The sequence below is a fragment of the Streptococcus sp. NCTC 11567 genome (assembly GCF_902141215.1).
Lineage (GTDB): Bacteria > Bacillota > Bacilli > Lactobacillales > Streptococcaceae > Streptococcus > Streptococcus dysgalactiae.
Genome location: NZ_LR595857.1, coordinates 1,373,772 through 1,390,573, shown reverse-complemented (window position 1 = coordinate 1,390,573; position 16,802 = coordinate 1,373,772). Strand labels below are relative to the sequence as shown.

The 16,802-nt window shown below is 40.6% G+C and carries 12 protein-coding genes; 8 read left to right on the top strand and 4 right to left on the bottom strand.

Annotated elements, in window-relative coordinates:
• Positions 1-12: 12 nt before the first annotated feature.
• A complete protein-coding gene (locus FQT67_RS06985; protein WP_046177481.1) occupies positions 13-3,216 on the top strand; it encodes a polysaccharide lyase 8 family protein in 3,204 nt (1,067 codons plus the stop codon).
• Positions 3,217-3,248: 32 nt separating this feature from the next.
• Here FQT67_RS06985 and FQT67_RS06980 read toward each other — a convergent pair whose 3' ends face one another.
• The 3 genes from FQT67_RS06980 to FQT67_RS06970 all read right to left on the bottom strand — a co-directional run bounded on the left by FQT67_RS06980 (position 3,249) and on the right by FQT67_RS06970 (position 5,793).
• Positions 3,249-3,614 carry a hypothetical protein gene (locus tag FQT67_RS06980; protein ID WP_003059333.1) on the bottom strand — a complete coding sequence of 122 codons (366 nt, stop codon included), beginning with the start codon at positions 3,612-3,614 and terminating at the stop codon, positions 3,249-3,251.
• Positions 3,604-4,497 (bottom strand): metallophosphoesterase, encoded by an 894-nt coding sequence (locus FQT67_RS06975; protein ID WP_003062469.1) that lies wholly within the window; start codon positions 4,495-4,497, stop codon positions 3,604-3,606. The genes FQT67_RS06980 and FQT67_RS06975 overlap by 11 nt, the downstream gene beginning before the upstream one ends.
• A 169-nt stretch (positions 4,498-4,666) precedes the next feature.
• Positions 4,667-5,793, bottom strand: a protein-coding gene (locus FQT67_RS06970; RefSeq protein WP_143936391.1) for an IS3 family transposase whose coding sequence is annotated in 2 segments (ribosomal slippage) — positions 4,667-5,559 and positions 5,559-5,793 — 1,128 coding nt in all. Because the reading frame shifts where the segments join, the coding sequence is not laid out codon by codon here.
• A gap of 303 nt (positions 5,794-6,096) precedes the next feature.
• Here FQT67_RS06970 and FQT67_RS06965 point away from each other — a divergent pair.
• The 6 genes from FQT67_RS06965 (at position 6,097) to ftsX (ending at position 13,129) form a co-directional block, all read left to right on the top strand.
• Positions 6,097-6,741, top strand: a complete 645-nt coding sequence (locus FQT67_RS06965; protein ID WP_003059496.1) for an HAD family phosphatase — start codon at positions 6,097-6,099, stop codon at positions 6,739-6,741.
• 230 nt (positions 6,742-6,971) lie between these two features.
• On the top strand, positions 6,972-8,885 hold the full coding sequence (locus FQT67_RS06960) for a fructose-bisphosphatase class III (RefSeq protein WP_046177293.1): 1,914 nt from the start codon (positions 6,972-6,974) through the stop codon (positions 8,883-8,885).
• A gap of 262 nt (positions 8,886-9,147) precedes the next feature.
• Entirely contained in the window at positions 9,148-10,269 is a 1,122-nt protein-coding gene (gene queG / locus FQT67_RS06955; RefSeq protein WP_003060122.1) for a tRNA epoxyqueuosine(34) reductase QueG, read from the top strand.
• Positions 10,270-10,369: 100 nt separating this feature from the next.
• A protein-coding gene (gene prfB, locus FQT67_RS06950; protein WP_100206414.1) for a peptide chain release factor 2 occupies positions 10,370-11,471 on the top strand; the annotation gives its coding sequence in 2 pieces (ribosomal slippage) (positions 10,370-10,441 and positions 10,443-11,471; 1,101 coding nt in all).
• 43 nt (positions 11,472-11,514) lie between these two features.
• Positions 11,515-12,207, top strand: coding sequence for a cell division ATP-binding protein FtsE (gene ftsE, locus FQT67_RS06945; protein WP_003050069.1), 693 nt, complete (start codon positions 11,515-11,517; stop codon positions 12,205-12,207).
• Positions 12,200-13,129, top strand: coding sequence for a permease-like cell division protein FtsX (gene ftsX / locus FQT67_RS06940; RefSeq protein ID WP_003059499.1), 930 nt, complete (start codon positions 12,200-12,202; stop codon positions 13,127-13,129). The genes ftsE and ftsX overlap by 8 nt, the downstream gene beginning before the upstream one ends.
• A gap of 123 nt (positions 13,130-13,252) precedes the next feature.
• Here ftsX and FQT67_RS06935 read toward each other — a convergent pair whose 3' ends face one another.
• Complete coding sequence (locus FQT67_RS06935) at positions 13,253-13,888, bottom strand: MBL fold metallo-hydrolase (RefSeq protein ID WP_046177307.1); 636 nt, start codon at positions 13,886-13,888, stop codon at positions 13,253-13,255.
• 240 nt (positions 13,889-14,128) lie between these two features.
• Here FQT67_RS06935 and FQT67_RS06930 point away from each other — a divergent pair, with 240 nt between their 5' ends.
• On the top strand, positions 14,129-16,591 hold the full coding sequence (locus FQT67_RS06930; protein WP_143936390.1) for a bifunctional DnaQ family exonuclease/ATP-dependent helicase: 2,463 nt from the start codon (positions 14,129-14,131) through the stop codon (positions 16,589-16,591).
• Positions 16,592-16,802 lie beyond the last annotated feature (211 nt).

Here is a 16,802-nt window from a genome sequence, read left to right as displayed (position 1 = left end):
AGAAGGTGTCAAATGAAACACAAAAAATACTATCCCTACATTTGTTCTAGCATTCTATTAGCCTGCTTGCTATGGTCGCCAACGGTTTTAGCAGACGAAGACTCATCTGGGACAACTGCCTTACCAACGTCACAGGAAATAGAGCCACCGCAACAAATTACAGATCTTTCTCACCAAGTGACATCTCAAAATGATGTAGCAGTGACAACAACAGAAAAAGAAGGAGACTCAGATCTCGAGAGTCAAGTCACTTTAACCGGTGAAAATCTCTTGAAGAACCCTCAATTTGACCAAACTAGTCCAGCTTCAACGACTTCAACAGACAAAGACAAGGGATGGTCTAAAGAAGCAGCTGAGGGTTGGCAAGTTTATAAAGATAGTAAGCAAACAGTTGGTAGTCCTCAAATTGATGCCTCTGAACAGCAATTAACCATGACCAATGAAGCAGGCAAGAAGTTAAGGGGATGTGTCCATCAGACGGTTGCCATTAATCCTGAAAAACAATACTTGGTTTCTTTTGATATTGAAACAAAGGACAAGACAGGGCAAGCCTTTGTGCGTGTTATCGAAGAAATTAAAGAAAACAACACCTTAAAAGAGCAACGTCTGTGGCTCTCTCCAATGGCGACAGGAACCATGAAGAAACACCAAGAAAAGCTTTATGTCCCTAAATTAAAGGTTAACCAGATTAAACTAGAGCTCTTTTACGAAACTGGTCAAGGTCAAGTGATTTTTGATAACATTTCCTTAAGAGAAGCGGGTGACAAACCTAGTGGTGCTATCAAGGAGGTTACTCATTCATTGGAAGAGCGAATTGCTTTGTCTTTGTCTAAAAAGCATCTCCTTGCCATACCTGACTATATCTATCAGGTAGCTGCTGGGGCAAACCAAATTGTGCGTATCGATAATGGTACGGTAGAGCCTTTGCAAGAAGGGCACACGCTGCTAGAAGTCTTTACCAAAGAAGGTCAAAAAATAGCTGATCTGCCTCTTGAAGTAACAGGTAAAGATGACAGTGAAATGACCGCTTTGATTTCTCAATGGCGTCAAATGATTCTGGGGGCAGATTCCTATAGCGTATCGAACCCTGCTATGCAGGCATTAAACCAAAAACTAGATGACAGTGTGACCAAAAACCTCAACAGTCTTGTCAATAATCAAAAGGAAGCCTACTTGTGGGAAGACTTAAAGGATTTTGGGAAGTCATCTCATATGACTGCGACTTACAGACGTTTGGAAGAAATGGCAAAACAGGTCAATAGCCCAGCTTCGAAGTACTATCAAGATACAGCGTTAATCAGGTTAATCAAAGACAAATTGGCCTGGCTACACCTTAACTACTATAATCCTCAGAAGGATATCGAAGGCAATGCTAACTGGTGGGACTACGAAATTGGGACTCCAAGAGCCATTGTTAATACGCTGACGTTACTTTATCCTTATTTTACTCAAGACGAAATTAAAGCGCAGACCAAGAGCATTTCTCATTTTGTTCCGGATCCAAAACAGTTTCGTTCAACCTTGGTCAATCCTTTTAAGGCCATTGGCGGAAATCTTGTGGACATGGGACGTGTGAAAATCATTGAGGCCTTGCTGACGCAAGATGATGTAAAATTGAAAGAAAGTATTGAAGCTCTAGATACACTTTTTGAGTTTCAAAGGGATGGTTCAAAAGGAGAAGGTTTCTATAAAGACGGCTCTTACATTGACCATACCAATGTGGCTTATACCGGAGCTTATGGAAATGTCCTTATAGATGGCTTGTCACAATTAATCCCGTTGATTCAGGCATCACCGATGGCCTTAAATGCACAAAAATTAGAGGTTATAGAGCACTGGATTGAAAAATCCTTCTTCCCATTGCTGATTCATGGCGAATTAATGGACATGAGTCGTGGTCGCTCTATCAGTCGTGAAAATGCTTCGTCAAGGATGGCGGCGTTAGAAGCTTTACGTGGTATTCTAAGGTTATCGCAAGTCTTGCCTGAGGCAAACAAGAATAGGATTCAAGGTCAATTAAAGTCGATTTTGGCCTTCCATGATAAAGAAAGGATGTTGAGTAGCTTATCTAGCTACTATGACATCAATTTGTTTGAACAGGTTCTTGCTAATGAGGTTATTAAGCTCATGCCGATGTCAACCAACCTCTCTGTGTTTCAGAATATGGATAAATTAGCTTATTACCATACTGACAAAGATTTTGGCTTTGCCTTATCCATGCATTCTAATAGGACCCTTAATTTTGAAGCCATGAATAATGAAAATACACGTGGTTGGTACACAGGTGATGGCATGTTCTACCTTTATAATCATGATTTGACCCATTATTCGGACAAGTATTGGCCAACTGTTAATCCTCTAAAAATGCCAGGCACAACAGAGGCTGAAGGCAAGCGAGAAGATGTTACAGATGACTATTTGAAAAAACTAACCATTGATTATAAGGAAAAAGCAAAGGAAGAAGCTGGCATGTCCACCCTCCCATCTTCATTTGTGGGGGCTATCAAAGGAGATGACAAAATAGCCTTAGCTGCTATGGATTTCCAGAATTGGGATCGGACGGTCAGTGCCAAGAAAGCTTGGGGGATTTTCGATGACCGTATCGTCTTCTTAGGAGCTGGCATCCAGAGCACCAAAGATCAGGCGGTTAGCACAACCATTGATCAGCGAAAGGATAATCCAGAAAATCCTTATCGTCTATTGGTTAATGGTCAAGAAGTCAGCCTGACAAATGACACCCTTGAAAAAGATCATGTCACAAGTGTCTTGTTGTTGTCTCAAGATGGCAAGAATAATATTGGCTATCTCTTTGATAAACCGACAACCTTAGTGTTCTCACGCCAAGAACAGTCAGGACGCTGGTCTGATATTAACAAAGGGTCAACAAATAAAGAGTTAGTCACACAAACCTTTATAACCATTAGCCAAAGGCATCAGCAAGCTAATGATACCTATGCTTATACCTTATTGCCAAATGTCAGTCAAGAAGACTTTGATAAAGCTCGAACAGAATCATCTATCGAGGTTGTGCGTAACGATAGTGACCTTCAAATTCTTCATGATCACAAACAAGACCTCTGGACAGTCGTCAACTACCATGATGGTCCTCAAAGAATTAATGATCAATTGACACTTGAAAAAGCTGGTTTGTACCTTTATCAGAAAGTTGGAAACGTCTTTAAATTGCTTTCTAAGGACTTATTACCTAGCGATTAAAAAAGAAAAACCCAAGTCATATCGACTTGGGTTTAGTTGTGTTCCCAGTGAAATCGGGGAACGAAATAACTACTAGCCAGGCTAATAAATCCCGCCAGAGTCAGGTAAAAAAGTAAAGGATTATCAAAACTGAGTAAGACGTGACTTCCTAAAATAAGAAAGACACCAGGCCAGAATAAGAGAAGGTTTAAAGGATTATCCTTGAGAAGTAGCTTATCTTCGTCACTGACTGTTATGGCAGTTTGCCTGCTATGTTTAACACTCAGTTGAGTTTGACCATCTGGAAGGTCAATATCCAGGCTGTCACCATTATAGAGAGCGGCTTTGTGCTTGTCTCCAATGAAGATGGTTACTGGGGCGCCCATTCTGACCAAACGGGTTTGTCGTTTAATATTCATATGTCCATCCTTTCATCTCGTTACTGTCAAAAATAGTCATGGCATCTCTCAATTCGGCTGCTAACTGCTGCGCGAAGTAGTCTTTAAAAGCCTTCAATTCTTTAATAGCACAGTAGGCTTTGCTAGGGGTCGATCTTCCTCTAATAGTCAAAAGAGTTGTTTGTCTGATAAACGCACGAGTGAGCTGCCATTCTTTTGCATACCCTAGTGGTCTTGAGTGATAGGTGACCCCATCGATGGTCTGAGGAGAAAAACGCTTGTGTTGATGGCCGAAGACAACCTCTTTCACGCCATAACGTCGAAAAATGTCATGGAAGGCAGGACTCCCTAAGAAAGCATTGAAGGCTTTAACCTTTGGGTGTTTGAGGGTGAAAATGCTGTGGGGGACAAAGTGCATTGCTACAATCACCGTTTGATCAGAAAGCGCAGCCAATGCCTTTTCTAATGCTTGACAAATCTGGTTTGTGAGTTCAGGATCTGTCAAGGGCCGTTTTAGTCGCCGGTCAAACCAGAAACGGTTCTTGAAGGCAAGATGATCAGCGTCAGCTTTTTCAGCAGAAAGACCATAGTCATACCAACCGTGAAAAGCAAGAAGACTGAGTTTAGGAGCAATAGGGTAAGTCTTGAAATCGTGCGCTTCAATGTCAGCTTCAGTCAAATCTAGCATATCGTGGTTGCCCAGGTTAAAGGTAACGGTGACGTCTTGAGCCAAGGCAATAAGAAAGGGCTCAGTGTCCTTGTAAAAATGGTTGGTCATATCCCCTGCTAAATGCAGATGATCAATCTTTTCGTGCTTGAGCACTTCGATAAGTGTCTCACGCTCAAAAGGTCCAAAGTGATTGAGGTCCAGGTGAAGGTCGCTCATTATCGCAAGTCGTGTCATACTGGTATTCTAACAAAAGCCTAGTTGAAAAGCGACTAGAAGAAATTAATAACACTAATAAAGCAGAAAGATAATGGAAAATAATGGAAATTTAGGAAGAAGAAAGGAATGATTTTTGGACTAATGTCAAATAAGTAGACAGAAAACCGTGTTATTTTATTGCGTTAAACTAATTTTCTTCTTTCTGATTAGGGGTTAGTCCTAGATTAGCCGTATGTGGGTTGTAATTGTTATAAAAATTTTCAATGTATTCAAAGCAGTCTAATTGAACCTGTTTGATATTTTGATACTTTTTTCGGTTGATTTGTCTATGCTTTAAATACTTGAAAAAAGCTTCCGTTACGGCATTATCATAAGGATATCCAGGTTTAGAAAAAGAATGCATGATATTATTGTCATCAATTATTTTTCTCAATTCCCTGGCCTTAAATTGTGACCCTTGGTCGGAATGAAAGAGAAGTGTTTCTTCAATCTTTCTTTTATTAAGAGCTAATTCTAGAGTGTCACATGCTAACTTTGCATCCATACGGTGACTCAATTTCCAAGCAATACATTTTCTAGAATAGAGATCAAGTATTGCGCAGAGATAGACATATTTCTTATATCCAATAGAAATATAGGTGAAGTCAGTAGACCATACTTGATTAGGTTTGTCAGGATAAAATTTCTGGTTGAGTAAGTTTTGAGGATACGTTTTTTGAGTCTTTTTAAGAGCTGTTTTTGGCTTAATGGTAGCCATTTTAGGGAGCGCCATATTCTTCATTAGACGGTAAATTCTTCCTTCAGAGATTTTTGTGTCGTAGTCTCTTTGAAGAATGACCTTGATAGACTTCACACCAAGTCTTTTGTTTGCTTTGGTATAAATTTCAAGTATTTGTTTTCTATAAATTTGATTATCCAATTCTCTTTTTGAGGGCTTATGTTTTAGAAATTTATAGTAAGTGGAGCGATTGACACGTAAAACACGACACAAGGTTGTTGTGGCGTGTTCAAAGCGTAACCGATAGACAGCAAGGAGTCTTACTTTAAGTTTTGCATGAATATGGCACTTGCTTTTTTTAGGATAAGGTTCTCCTCTTCAAGCTGCGCATTACGTTTTTGTAGCTCTTGTATTTGCTTGGTAGTAAGTACAGAATTATCTTCGAGTTTGACTTGAGAATACTGTTTGATCCATTTTGCAAGCGCAGAAGCGGATACCCCATAGCCTTTACAGAGTTCAGACTGAGTTTTTCCAGTTTGATAAAGGTTGACAAGAGATTGTTTGAATTCTTCATCGTAGCGTTTAACTGTTGACATAGGTTGTCCTTTCGTTTTTGTGTCTTTTAAAACAGATTGTAACACACAAAGTTTTGTCTACTTTTATAGTATACATCCAGTCGGGGTTATGCTTGGGGAAATAAACACTGTTTTGCATTTGATGGAGCGGTCTTGCATTTAGGAAGAAAATCCTGGTTTAACTAAGCTATAGTTTCCAGAAATCCGTGAAGTGTTGGGAATTTTGCGAATTTCAAAAGAGGATTTGCCTTTGGCGATTCTCTTTTTAGTGCTTTTGCTGATTGTTTTGGAAACTTGTGATAAACTAATCTAAAGGAGGATGCTATGATTCAAGGAATTATTTTTGATATGGACGGTGTATTGTTTGATACAGAGCCCTTCTATTTTCAGCGACGCGAAGCCTTTTTACAGGCTAAGGGGATTACAATTGATCATTTGAGCGCCAAAGATTTTATTGGAGGTAATCTTCAAGAACTCTGGAAGGACTTGCTAGATGAGCATTTTACCCCTGAGGAAGCAAAAGCAGTCGCTGAAGCTTATGAATCTTACAAATTACAGCATAAGCCCCCATACGCAGAGGTCTTGTTTACTGAGGTTAGGCCTTGTCTCCAAGCTTTGAGAGATAAGAATATCAAGTTAGCCTTAGCTTCTAATTCAAATCGTGATGATATTTTATTAGCCTTAGAGACGAGTCATATTAAGGACTATTTTGAGGTTATTTTGGCGCGTGAGGATGTTTCTCGTGGCAAGCCTTATCCTGATATTTATGAAAAAGCTGCGCAGTCACTCGGTTTACCAAAAGAAACCTTAGTAGTCGTCGAAGATAGTCAAAAAGGGATTGCGGCCGCGAAAGCTGCTAATCTGACGGTTGTTGCTGTTACTGATTACCGTTACGGGATTGATCAACAAGAGGCTGATGCTAATATCGATCACCTTATGCAACTTTGTGCAACAATTGAGCAGTTTTAGTCATGTGAGGCAAAGGTTATTGCTCTGAAACTCTCAAGTACATTAAGATAGGAAGGTCTTGGATGCTATTTCCCAAGGCCTTTTTGATCTATGTAAAAGAATGCGCTTTCAACTTTTTACTGGCATTTTTGATGAATAACCTTTACAATGAAAAAGTAGTTAGCTGGACCACTGTAAGTGATGTCTAGCTTCTTGATATGATGACAAGCGATAAGGAGTGGTTACCGAACATGTCAAAGTACTATCGTCTCTTGAAAGAAAAATTCCCAACAAAGTCTTCTCTGGCTACCGAAATGATTAACCTAGAAGCCATTTGCCATTTGCCCAAAGGAACCGAGCATTTTCTGAGTGATCTTCATGGAGAATATGAGGCCTTTGATTACCTCTTGCGAAATGGTTCTGGATCCATCAAAAAGAAATTACAGGAATGTTTTCCCGACAAAGACCCTGGGACCATTGACCTGCTTTGTCAGTACATTTACTACCCTGCTGAAAAAATCAATGCTAATACCTTGTTGTCGGAACAAGCATTGCAAGAAGAATTAACCAGCTTTCTACCCGACTTATTACAGTTGGTTAAGTACATCGGAGGTAAGTATACTCGCTCTAAAGTGAGAAAATTGTTACCCAAAGATTATGCCTATATCATGGAAGAATTGTTGACGGAAGGCCAACCTGATAAAAATAAAGAAAATTATTATTCAGCAATTATTGGTAAAGTGATTGAACTCAAGCAGTTGGAAAATCTCTTTATTGCTTTTGCGACCTTGATTCAGCAATTAGCCATTGATCATTTGCATGTGGTGGGAGATATTTTTGACCGCGGGAAATACCCAGACTTGATTTTGGATCGGCTCATGACTTTTCAGCATATTGATATTCAGTGGGGCAACCACGACATCACCTGGATGGGGGCAGTTTCTGGGTCGATGATTTGCATGGTCAATGTGATTCGGATTGCAGCGAGGTACAACAGCATTGAGCTCATTGAAGACCGCTACGGAATTAACCTTCGTCGCTTGATTGATTATAGCCAAACCTACTTTACCCCTAAGGTCGTTTTTCAGCCTATTTTGGATGGGGATGTGATTTCAGAACAAGATGAGCGGGTGTTGAATTGTTTGCAGCAGGCTACAGCTTTACTACAATTCAAGTTGGAACATCAATTGATTCACCGTCGGCCTGAATTTGAGATGATGGCATCGAGCGCCTTAGACCGCATTCGACCAGAAAGTGAGGAAATGCTGGTGGGTGAGAAAACCTACCCACTAACTGATTTTCCTTTTGACATGGTGGACTGGCAAGCTCCTGGAAGCCTAACCACAGAAGAAGAGGACTTATTGGATGATTTGCTTGAGCGTTTCCAACAATCAGACCGCCTGCGTCATCACATAGAATTCCTCTTTTCGAAAGGTGCTATCTATCATATTTCCAATAATCACTTGCTTTATCACGGTTGTATCCCCATGCATTCCAACGGTGATTTTAAATCCATTTGCTTACAGGGACACTTTTTATCTGGCAAAACCCTGATGGATTTTTACGAAGAAAAAGTGAGGCAGGCCTACCAACACCCTGATATTCAGGACGATTTTGCGACCGATTTGTTTTGGTATTTGTGGTGTGGAGAAGGGTCTTCTCTATTTGGCAAGCAGCGCATGACCACTTTCGAACGTTATTATATCGAGGATAAGGAAACCCATAAAGAAAAGAAAAATCCTTATTATCACTTAAGGGAAAAAGAAGACATCTGCCAACGTCTTTTGGCTGAATTTACCTTGGATGAGACAGGGCATATTGTCAATGGGCACACGCCTGTCCAGGAAAAGAGTGGTGAGATTCCGATTAAAGCTGGTGGGAAAATGATTATTATTGATGGTGGATTGGCGAAAGGTTATCAGAAAAAAACAGGTATCGCAGGCTATACCTTAATTTCCAACAGTTACGGCTTAGAGTTGGTGGCTCATAACCCCTTTTCATCAGTGGAAGATGTTTTAAATGGAGAATGTGACATTATTTTTATCAAGCGATTGGTCGAAGAAGTGGCCGAACGTACCTTGGTCAAACAGACAGATAATGGCAAGGAGCTCCTCAAAGAAATTGAAGACCTGCATTACCTCTACCACCATTTTGATGAGTATTAAGCCTTGTTTAAGGTTCTTTTGAGACAATAGCCAAGTCTTAACAGGACTTTCCTATCAAGTAAGGAAAATGTGGAGAACATAAGTCTCTTTTGTGTTGAGTGATGACCTTGCTAAACTAAAAGCAAAAAAGGTGGACTTTTGTCTTCCCTTTTTTGTTGTTACAGTAGCGGACTTTTAAGGTGACTTTTCTGATGGTCAAGCTTTTGTTGAATTGTCATCCTTTCGTCTTGAAGTCTTAACTTATTTCGATTATGATAGTAGTATGAACATTAAGGCAGACATTCAGGCATTGGCTAAGGAAATTGGCATTTCAAAAATCGGCTTTACCACCGCAGATGATTTTTCTTATTTAGAGAAATCCTTGCGCCTTGGTGTCGAAGAGGGGCGCACGACTGGCTTTGAACACAAGGTGATTGAGGAGAGAATTAAGCCAAAATTATCGCTGGCTTCTGCCAAAACCATTATTTCCATTGCCGTTGCTTATCCCCATAAATTACCTGTACAACCTCCAAAAACAAGTTATAAACGGGGAAAAATCACCCCTAATTCTTGGGGGCTAGACTATCACCATGTGTTGCAAGATAAATTGCAGCGATTAGCAGAAGGTATCGAAGCCTTAACGGCTGATTTTGAATACAAGGGCATGGTAGATACAGGTGCTTTGGTCGATACTGCTGTGGCAAGACGGGCAGGAATTGGCTTCATTGGCAAAAATGGCTTGGTCATTTCTAAAGAATTTGGCTCTTATATGTACTTGGGGGAATTGATTACAAACCTTGACATTGAGCCTGATCAGCCTGTGGATTACGACTGTGGAGATTGCAGACGTTGTTTAGATGCCTGTCCGACCTCATGTTTGATTGGGGATGGCACTATGAATGCTAGGCGTTGTTTGTCTTTCCAGACCCAGGATAAGGGTATGATGGCACTCGAGTTCCGTAAAAAAATCAAAACGGTTATCTATGGCTGTGATATTTGCCAAATTTGTTGCCCTTATAATAAAGGGATTGACAATCCCTTGGCATCACCTATTGATCCAGAACTAGCTATGCCAGAATTAGTACCTTTTTTGGAATTGAGCAATCAGTCGTTTAAAAAAACCTTTGGTATGATTGCAGGTTCTTGGCGGGGGAAAAACATTCTTCAGCGTAATGCTATTATTGCACTAGCCAATGCGCATGATCGAAGTGCCATTCCAAAACTTTTGGAAATCATTGATCAGAACAATAATCCGATTCATACAGCGACAGCTATCTGGGCTCTAGGAGAATTAATCAAAAAGCCTAATCCAGACATGCTGGCCTTTATGAAAGACCTTGCTCTAGAGCATGAAGAGTCCAAAGAAGAGCTTGAAAGGCTACTCACAAAGTGGCAGAAGGCTTGATTTTATGATAAAATAAACAACGTTTAGCAAGCAAATAGAGAGAACGTATTGATAAGTTCGAATCTGCTTTTAAAAGAAATGAAACGAAAGAGGAATCTATATGGAAATAGCAGAAATGCGCCAAAAAATAGTAGAAAACAAAGAGAAGTTGACTAGCTTCAGGAGGTCTCTTTGACTTAGAGGGTCTAGAAGAAGAGATTGCTCTTTTGGAGCATCAAATGACAGAGCCTGATTTTTGGAATGACAATATCGCAGCTCAAAAAATCTCACAAAAACTGAATGAGTTGAAGTCTACCTACGAGACCTTCCACAATATGCAAGAACTCTCTGATGAGACAGAATTGTACTTAGAAATGCTTGAAGAAGATGACAGTGTCAAGGACGACTTGGAGGCTAGCTTAGAGACATTAGGTCAGATTTTGGCGAGTTATGAGATGACCTTGCTCTTATCAGAGCCTTATGACCATAACAATGCCATTTTAGAGATTCATCCAGGATCAGGTGGTACGGAGGCTCAGGACTGGGCAGACATGCTCTTTCGCATGTACACGCGCTTTGGGAATGCCAAAGGTTTTAAGGTAGAAACCTTGGATTATCAGGCAGGCGATGAGGCTGGTATTAAGTCGGTCACCCTTTCTTTTGAGGGACCAAATGCTTATGGCTTTTTAAAATCCGAAATGGGTGTCCACCGTCTAGTTCGGATTTCACCATTTGATTCGGCCAAACGCCGCCACACATCTTTTGTATCTGTGGAGGTTATGCCAGAATTAGATGACACCATTGAAGTGGACATCCGTGATGATGACATTAAAATGGATACCTTCCGTTCAGGCGGTGCTGGTGGTCAGAACGTCAATAAGGTATCAACTGGGGTGCGTTTGACCCATATTCCCACAGGCATTGTTGTGGCCTCAACGGTTGACCGTACTCAATACGGAAATAGAGACCGTGCCATAAAAATGTTGCAGGCCAAACTCTATCAATTAGAGCAGGAGAAAAAAGCTGCTGAGGTCAACGCCCTTAAAGGGGATAAAAAAGAAATCACTTGGGGGAGCCAGATTCGTTCCTACGTTTTCACCCCTTACACCATGGTTAAGGATCACCGAACAAACTATGAGGTGGCTCAAGTGGATAAGGTCATGGACGGTGATATCGAGGGCTTTATCGACGCTTACCTTAAGTGGCGCATGAGTGATGATTAAACTAATCATGTGCTAACGATTATTGTAAAGAAAGAAGAATAAGATGGCATTAATTGAAATGAAAGGTGTTTCAAAGAAATACCGCCGCTCAACGACCGCCCTTAGAGACATTAATGTTTCTGTTAACCAAGGTGAATTTGTTTACCTGGTTGGTCCGTCAGGAGCAGGGAAATCAACCTTTATCAAGCTCCTTTACCGGGAAGAAAAATTAAGTTCAGGTAAGCTGTACGTCGGTGAGTTTGATTTGACCAAGCTTAAATCTCGAGACGTTCCTATCCTACGCCGTCATATAGGGGTAGTTTTCCAAGACTACAAGTTACTTCCAAAGAAAACGGTGTTTGAAAACGTTGCTTATGCCATGGAAGTTATTGGAGAAAAGCGCCGCCATATTAAAAAACGCGTCCCAGAAGTTCTCGATTTAGTTGGTTTGAAACACAAGATGAGATCTTTCCCTAATCAGTTATCTGGTGGGGAGCAGCAGCGTGTCGCAATTGCACGCGCCATTGTTAATAATCCCAAGCTGTTGATTGCTGATGAGCCGACTGGTAACTTAGACCCTGAAATTTCTTGGGAAATCATGCAGTTGCTTGAACGTATTAACCTTCAAGGGACAACAATCTTGATGGCCACTCACAATAGTCACATTGTAAACACCTTACGCCACCGTGTGATTGCCATTGAAGATGGTCGTGTGGTCCGTGATGAAATGGAAGGAGATTACGGTTACGATGATTAGATACTTTTTCCGTCATATTTGGGAATCCATTAAAAACCTTAAACGTAACTTTTGGATGACCTTTGCTTCTGTCAGTATGGTCACTGTCACCTTGACATTGGTTGGAGTTTTCGCAGCCACCCTACTAAATATTCAGCGGGTTGCTTCGGGTGTTGAAAACAATATCCAAATTAATACTTACCTTCAAGTTGATTCAACCGATGCTGCTAAAGTGGTACAAAATACCGCCGGTGAACAGGTTGATAATGAGAATTACCATAAGGTCTATGACCAAATTGCTCAACTGAAAGGGGTTCAAAAAATCACCTTTTCAAGTAAAGATGAGCAATTGAAAAAATTACAAGATACGTTAGGTGATGTTTGGGACATGTATGATGAGGACACTAATCCTCTGCAAGATATCTACATTGTTGAAACCAAGACAGCCAAGCAGGTAAAAGGGGTGACCAAACGAATCAAGGCTATTGAAGGGGTAGAGGATGCTGATTACGGAGGCATCAACTCTGACAAACTCTTTAAGTTCTCCAAAATGATTCAAACTTGGGGACTGATTGGGACTGCCTTGCTCTTATTTGTAGCCATCTTCCTTATTTCTAACACTGTTCGGATGACCATCATGTCTCGTCAACGTGACATTGAAATCATGCGTTTAGTAGGGGCTAAGAATTCTTATATCCGTGGTCCATTCTTCTTTGAAGGGGCTTGGGTCGGCTTATTAGGAGCTATTTTGCCAGCCTTACTTATTTATTATGGTTATGACTTTGCCTATAAGCACTTCATGCCAGAATTACAAGTGAACAATCTATCACTGTATCCTATCAATCCTTATGTTTATGGTTTGATTGGGGCTTTGTTTGTCATCGGTGTTATCATCGGTTCGCTTGGTTCAGTTCTTTCCATGAGACGTTATTTGAAATTCTAAACCATCAGAACTTCTGAAGTGATCAGAAGTTCTTTTTTGATATGGCTAACGAAAAAATCAGCGTCGTAAAACGACGGCTGATTGCTAAAATAGATGTCTAACGAAAGCTACTTCTCTTTCGCATTAGTGGAAGAAGGGGTTGGCATTTTTTTCATGGCTAATAGTGGTTGAAGGGCCATGTCCAGGGTAGACCTGATAATGATTAGGAAGGCTGAACAATTGAGTGTTAATGCTATCAATCAACTGCTCAAAGTTCCCCGTTGGCAGGTCTGTTCTACCAATGCTTTCTCGGAATAAGGCATCACCACTAATGACGAATGCTTCCTCAGGAAAGATAAAAGAAACACCTCCAGCTGAGTGTCCAGGTGTTGGAACCACAATGAATTGACAACCTGCGATGTCATAAGCGGTGTGGTATTGAAAAATCTCTTCAGCAGGTTGGCAGATAATATCAGGAAGATCTGCGTGACGAATCAGCCCAGAAAGGTTCATCTCAGGAGTGTAAAGCCAAGTGGCTTCTTCGTTAGCTACATAGACAGGTGGCTGGCCAAATGCTTCCCTAACCGCCTCCAAACTCATGATATGATCATAATGGGTATGCGTCAGCAAAATAGCCGCAAGTGGTTTATTTAATTCTTTGATACGGTCAATAATAGCCTTACCATTGCTACCAGGATCGACCACCAAAATGCCTTGGTCAGTTACCAGTAGGTAAGTATTTTCCTCTGCAACGGGATTCGTTATTGTAATAGGTGTCATATGCTGAGTCATTTTAAACGTGATGTCCTTTCTAATGTGTCTTTGGTTATTAGGTTAAGTCAAACAGTTTCATTTGCCATATTCTATCAGAAAAATGAGCAAAGGCGTACCATTTAAAAGATACCCTTTGTGATATTATACCACGCCTAGATGTGATTCGCTGTTAAAAGGAATTAATGGACGGCGAAATGCCTCGTTCAGCCGAACGCTCTTTTGAAAACATGGTATAATAGGAGTACTATGAGTAATGAAATGACGAGAAAATATGCGGTTGTTGATTTGGAAGCAACTAACGTAGGAGCAACCGCAGCTATTATCCAGGTGGGGATTGTCATTATTGAGGGAAAAGAAGTTGTCGAAACTTACCAGACAGATATTAATCCCCATGAGCCCTTATCCGATCATATTAAGGCTTTGACAGGAATTACAGATGCCCAGTTAGCTCAAGCTCCCGAGTTTTCACAGGTTGCTAAAACCATTTATGAGTTAATTAGTGATTGTGTTTTTGTGGCCCATAATGTTAAGTTCGATGCTAATTTATTAGCGGAAGCTCTTTTTTTTGAAGGCTATGAGCTATTGACACCTCGGGTAGACACTGTCGAATTGGCTCAGATTTTTTACCCTAGTCTTGAAAAGTATACCCTTGGCCATTTGTCAGCTGAATTGGGTCTGGAACTGGAAGAAGCGCATACAGCTATTGCAGATGCTAGAGCCACGGCAACCTTATTTATTAAGCTTTTGCAGAAAATTGAAAGCCTCCCAAAAGAATGCTTGGAGAGTCTGCTGCCTTATGCTGATAGTCTTTTGTTTGAAACGGCGATGGTCATTGAACAGGGGTTTAATCAAGCCAAGCCCTATGATCCGAGAACGTATGTTCATCTTGGTAAGATGCTATTGCCTAAGCACCTAAAAAGGCAATCATCTCCATATCAATTATCGAAGCAGTTTGCTATCAATATGGCTCTTTTGGGATTAGAAGAGCGCTCTAAACAAGCTAGCTTTGCTCAACTGATTGAAGCCGATTATCATCAAAGGCAGGCGAGTTTTATCGAAGCCCAGACCGGTATTGGAAAAACCTATGGCTATTTGTTGCCTCTTTTAGCCCAAGAAGACCAGAGCCAAATTATTGTTAGTGTCCCGACCAAGATATTACAGGATCAATTAATGGCTAATGAAATAGCAGCTATTCAAGAACGGTTTCACATCACTTGCCATAGTTTAAAAGGCCCTGCGAATTACCTTAAATTAGAGGCCTTTGCAGAGAGTTTGGAACAAGAGGACCAAAACCGCTTGGTGAATCGGTATAAAATGCAGTTACTGATTTGGCTATTGGAAACAAAAACAGGGGACCTTGATGAGATTAAGCAAAAGCAACGCTTTGCTGCCTATTTTGACCAGCTTAAACATGATGGAACCCTAAGTCAATCTTCTGATTTTTACGACTATGATTTTTGGCAAAACAGTTATGTTAAAGCCCAAACAGCTCGAGTAGTTATTACCAATCATGCTTACTTTTTACATCGGGTTCAAGATGATAAAGACTTTGCTAAAAACAAGGTTTTGGTATTTGATGAGGCTCAAAAATTAATGTTGCAGTTGGATCAACTATCTCGTCACCAGTTGAACCTTAGTCATCTGTTACAATCATTACAGGTCAAGTTAGGCACTCCCTTACCTCTTTTAGAAAAACGCCTGTTAGAAAGCCTTGTGTTTGAGTTAGGACAGCTATCAAGTGATTTTTATCAGAATCAAGGGGAACAAAAAACGCCTGATTGGTCCCGTATTGCTGGCTATGCAAAAGAATTGCCCAGAGCTGATTATCAGGATTTGCAGGCTTTTTTTGCCGTTGCTACTGATGACTACTGGTTAAGCAGTGACAAGCAAGAGGATAAGCGCGTGACTTATCTGAACAGTGCTAGTAAAGAATTTATCCATTTCCGACAATTCTTACCAGAAACGGTGAAAACCTATTTTGTCTCTGCCACCTTAACCATTAGCCCAGAAGTTACCTTAGCTGACTTATTAGGTTTTGAAGAGTATCTCTATCATGTTATTGCAACGGATAAAAAGGAAGACCAATTGGTGCTTGTTGATCAAGACATGCCTATTGTGACAGAGGTCAGTGACCAAACCTATGTGGAAGCCATTGCGAAACGAATTGAAACCTTGAAGCAAGAGGGTTATCCTATTTTGGTGCTTTTTAACGCTAAAAAACACTTGCTGATGGTTTCGGATTGTTTAGACCAATGGCAGGTGCCTCACTTAGCGCAGGAGAAGAATGGAACAGCTTATAATATTAAAAAGCGTTTTGATAGAGGAGAACAGTCGATTTTACTGGGGTTAGGCTCTTTTTGGGAGGGAGTGGATTTTGTCATGGCTGATCGGATGATAACTGTAATCACTCGTTTACCATTTGATCATCCGGAAGATCTTTTTGTGAAAAAAATGGGTCATTATCTATTAGGAAAAGGAAAGAATCCTTTCAAAGACTATTTTCTTCCGATGGCTATTTTACGCTTAAAACAAGCTATTGGTCGCACGATGCGTCGACAAGATCAAAAGTCAGTTGTGTTAATATTAGATCGCCGCCTACTTACCAAGTCCTATGGTCATGCCATTTGGGATAGTTTAGGTCAAAAATTCGTGATTTCTCAACAAAATTTCCCAGATAGTCTAGTAGAAATGGCTCGTTTTCTGCTATAATAGAAAGGATCATATAGTGAAAGAGACCCTTAACGTGGATAAGGGTGACGCACCAACGGTCTAGAAACCTTGGTTTGCGACCTTTGTTAGTCTCTTTTAATGACCTGTGTTGAGCCTTTCTCAATGGCTTTTTTTCAAATGGTTAGTTAATGTCGAAAAGCCCTTCTAATGAGGTAAGAGAAAAAGCTGGCTTAGAGTTACAGTAGCAATA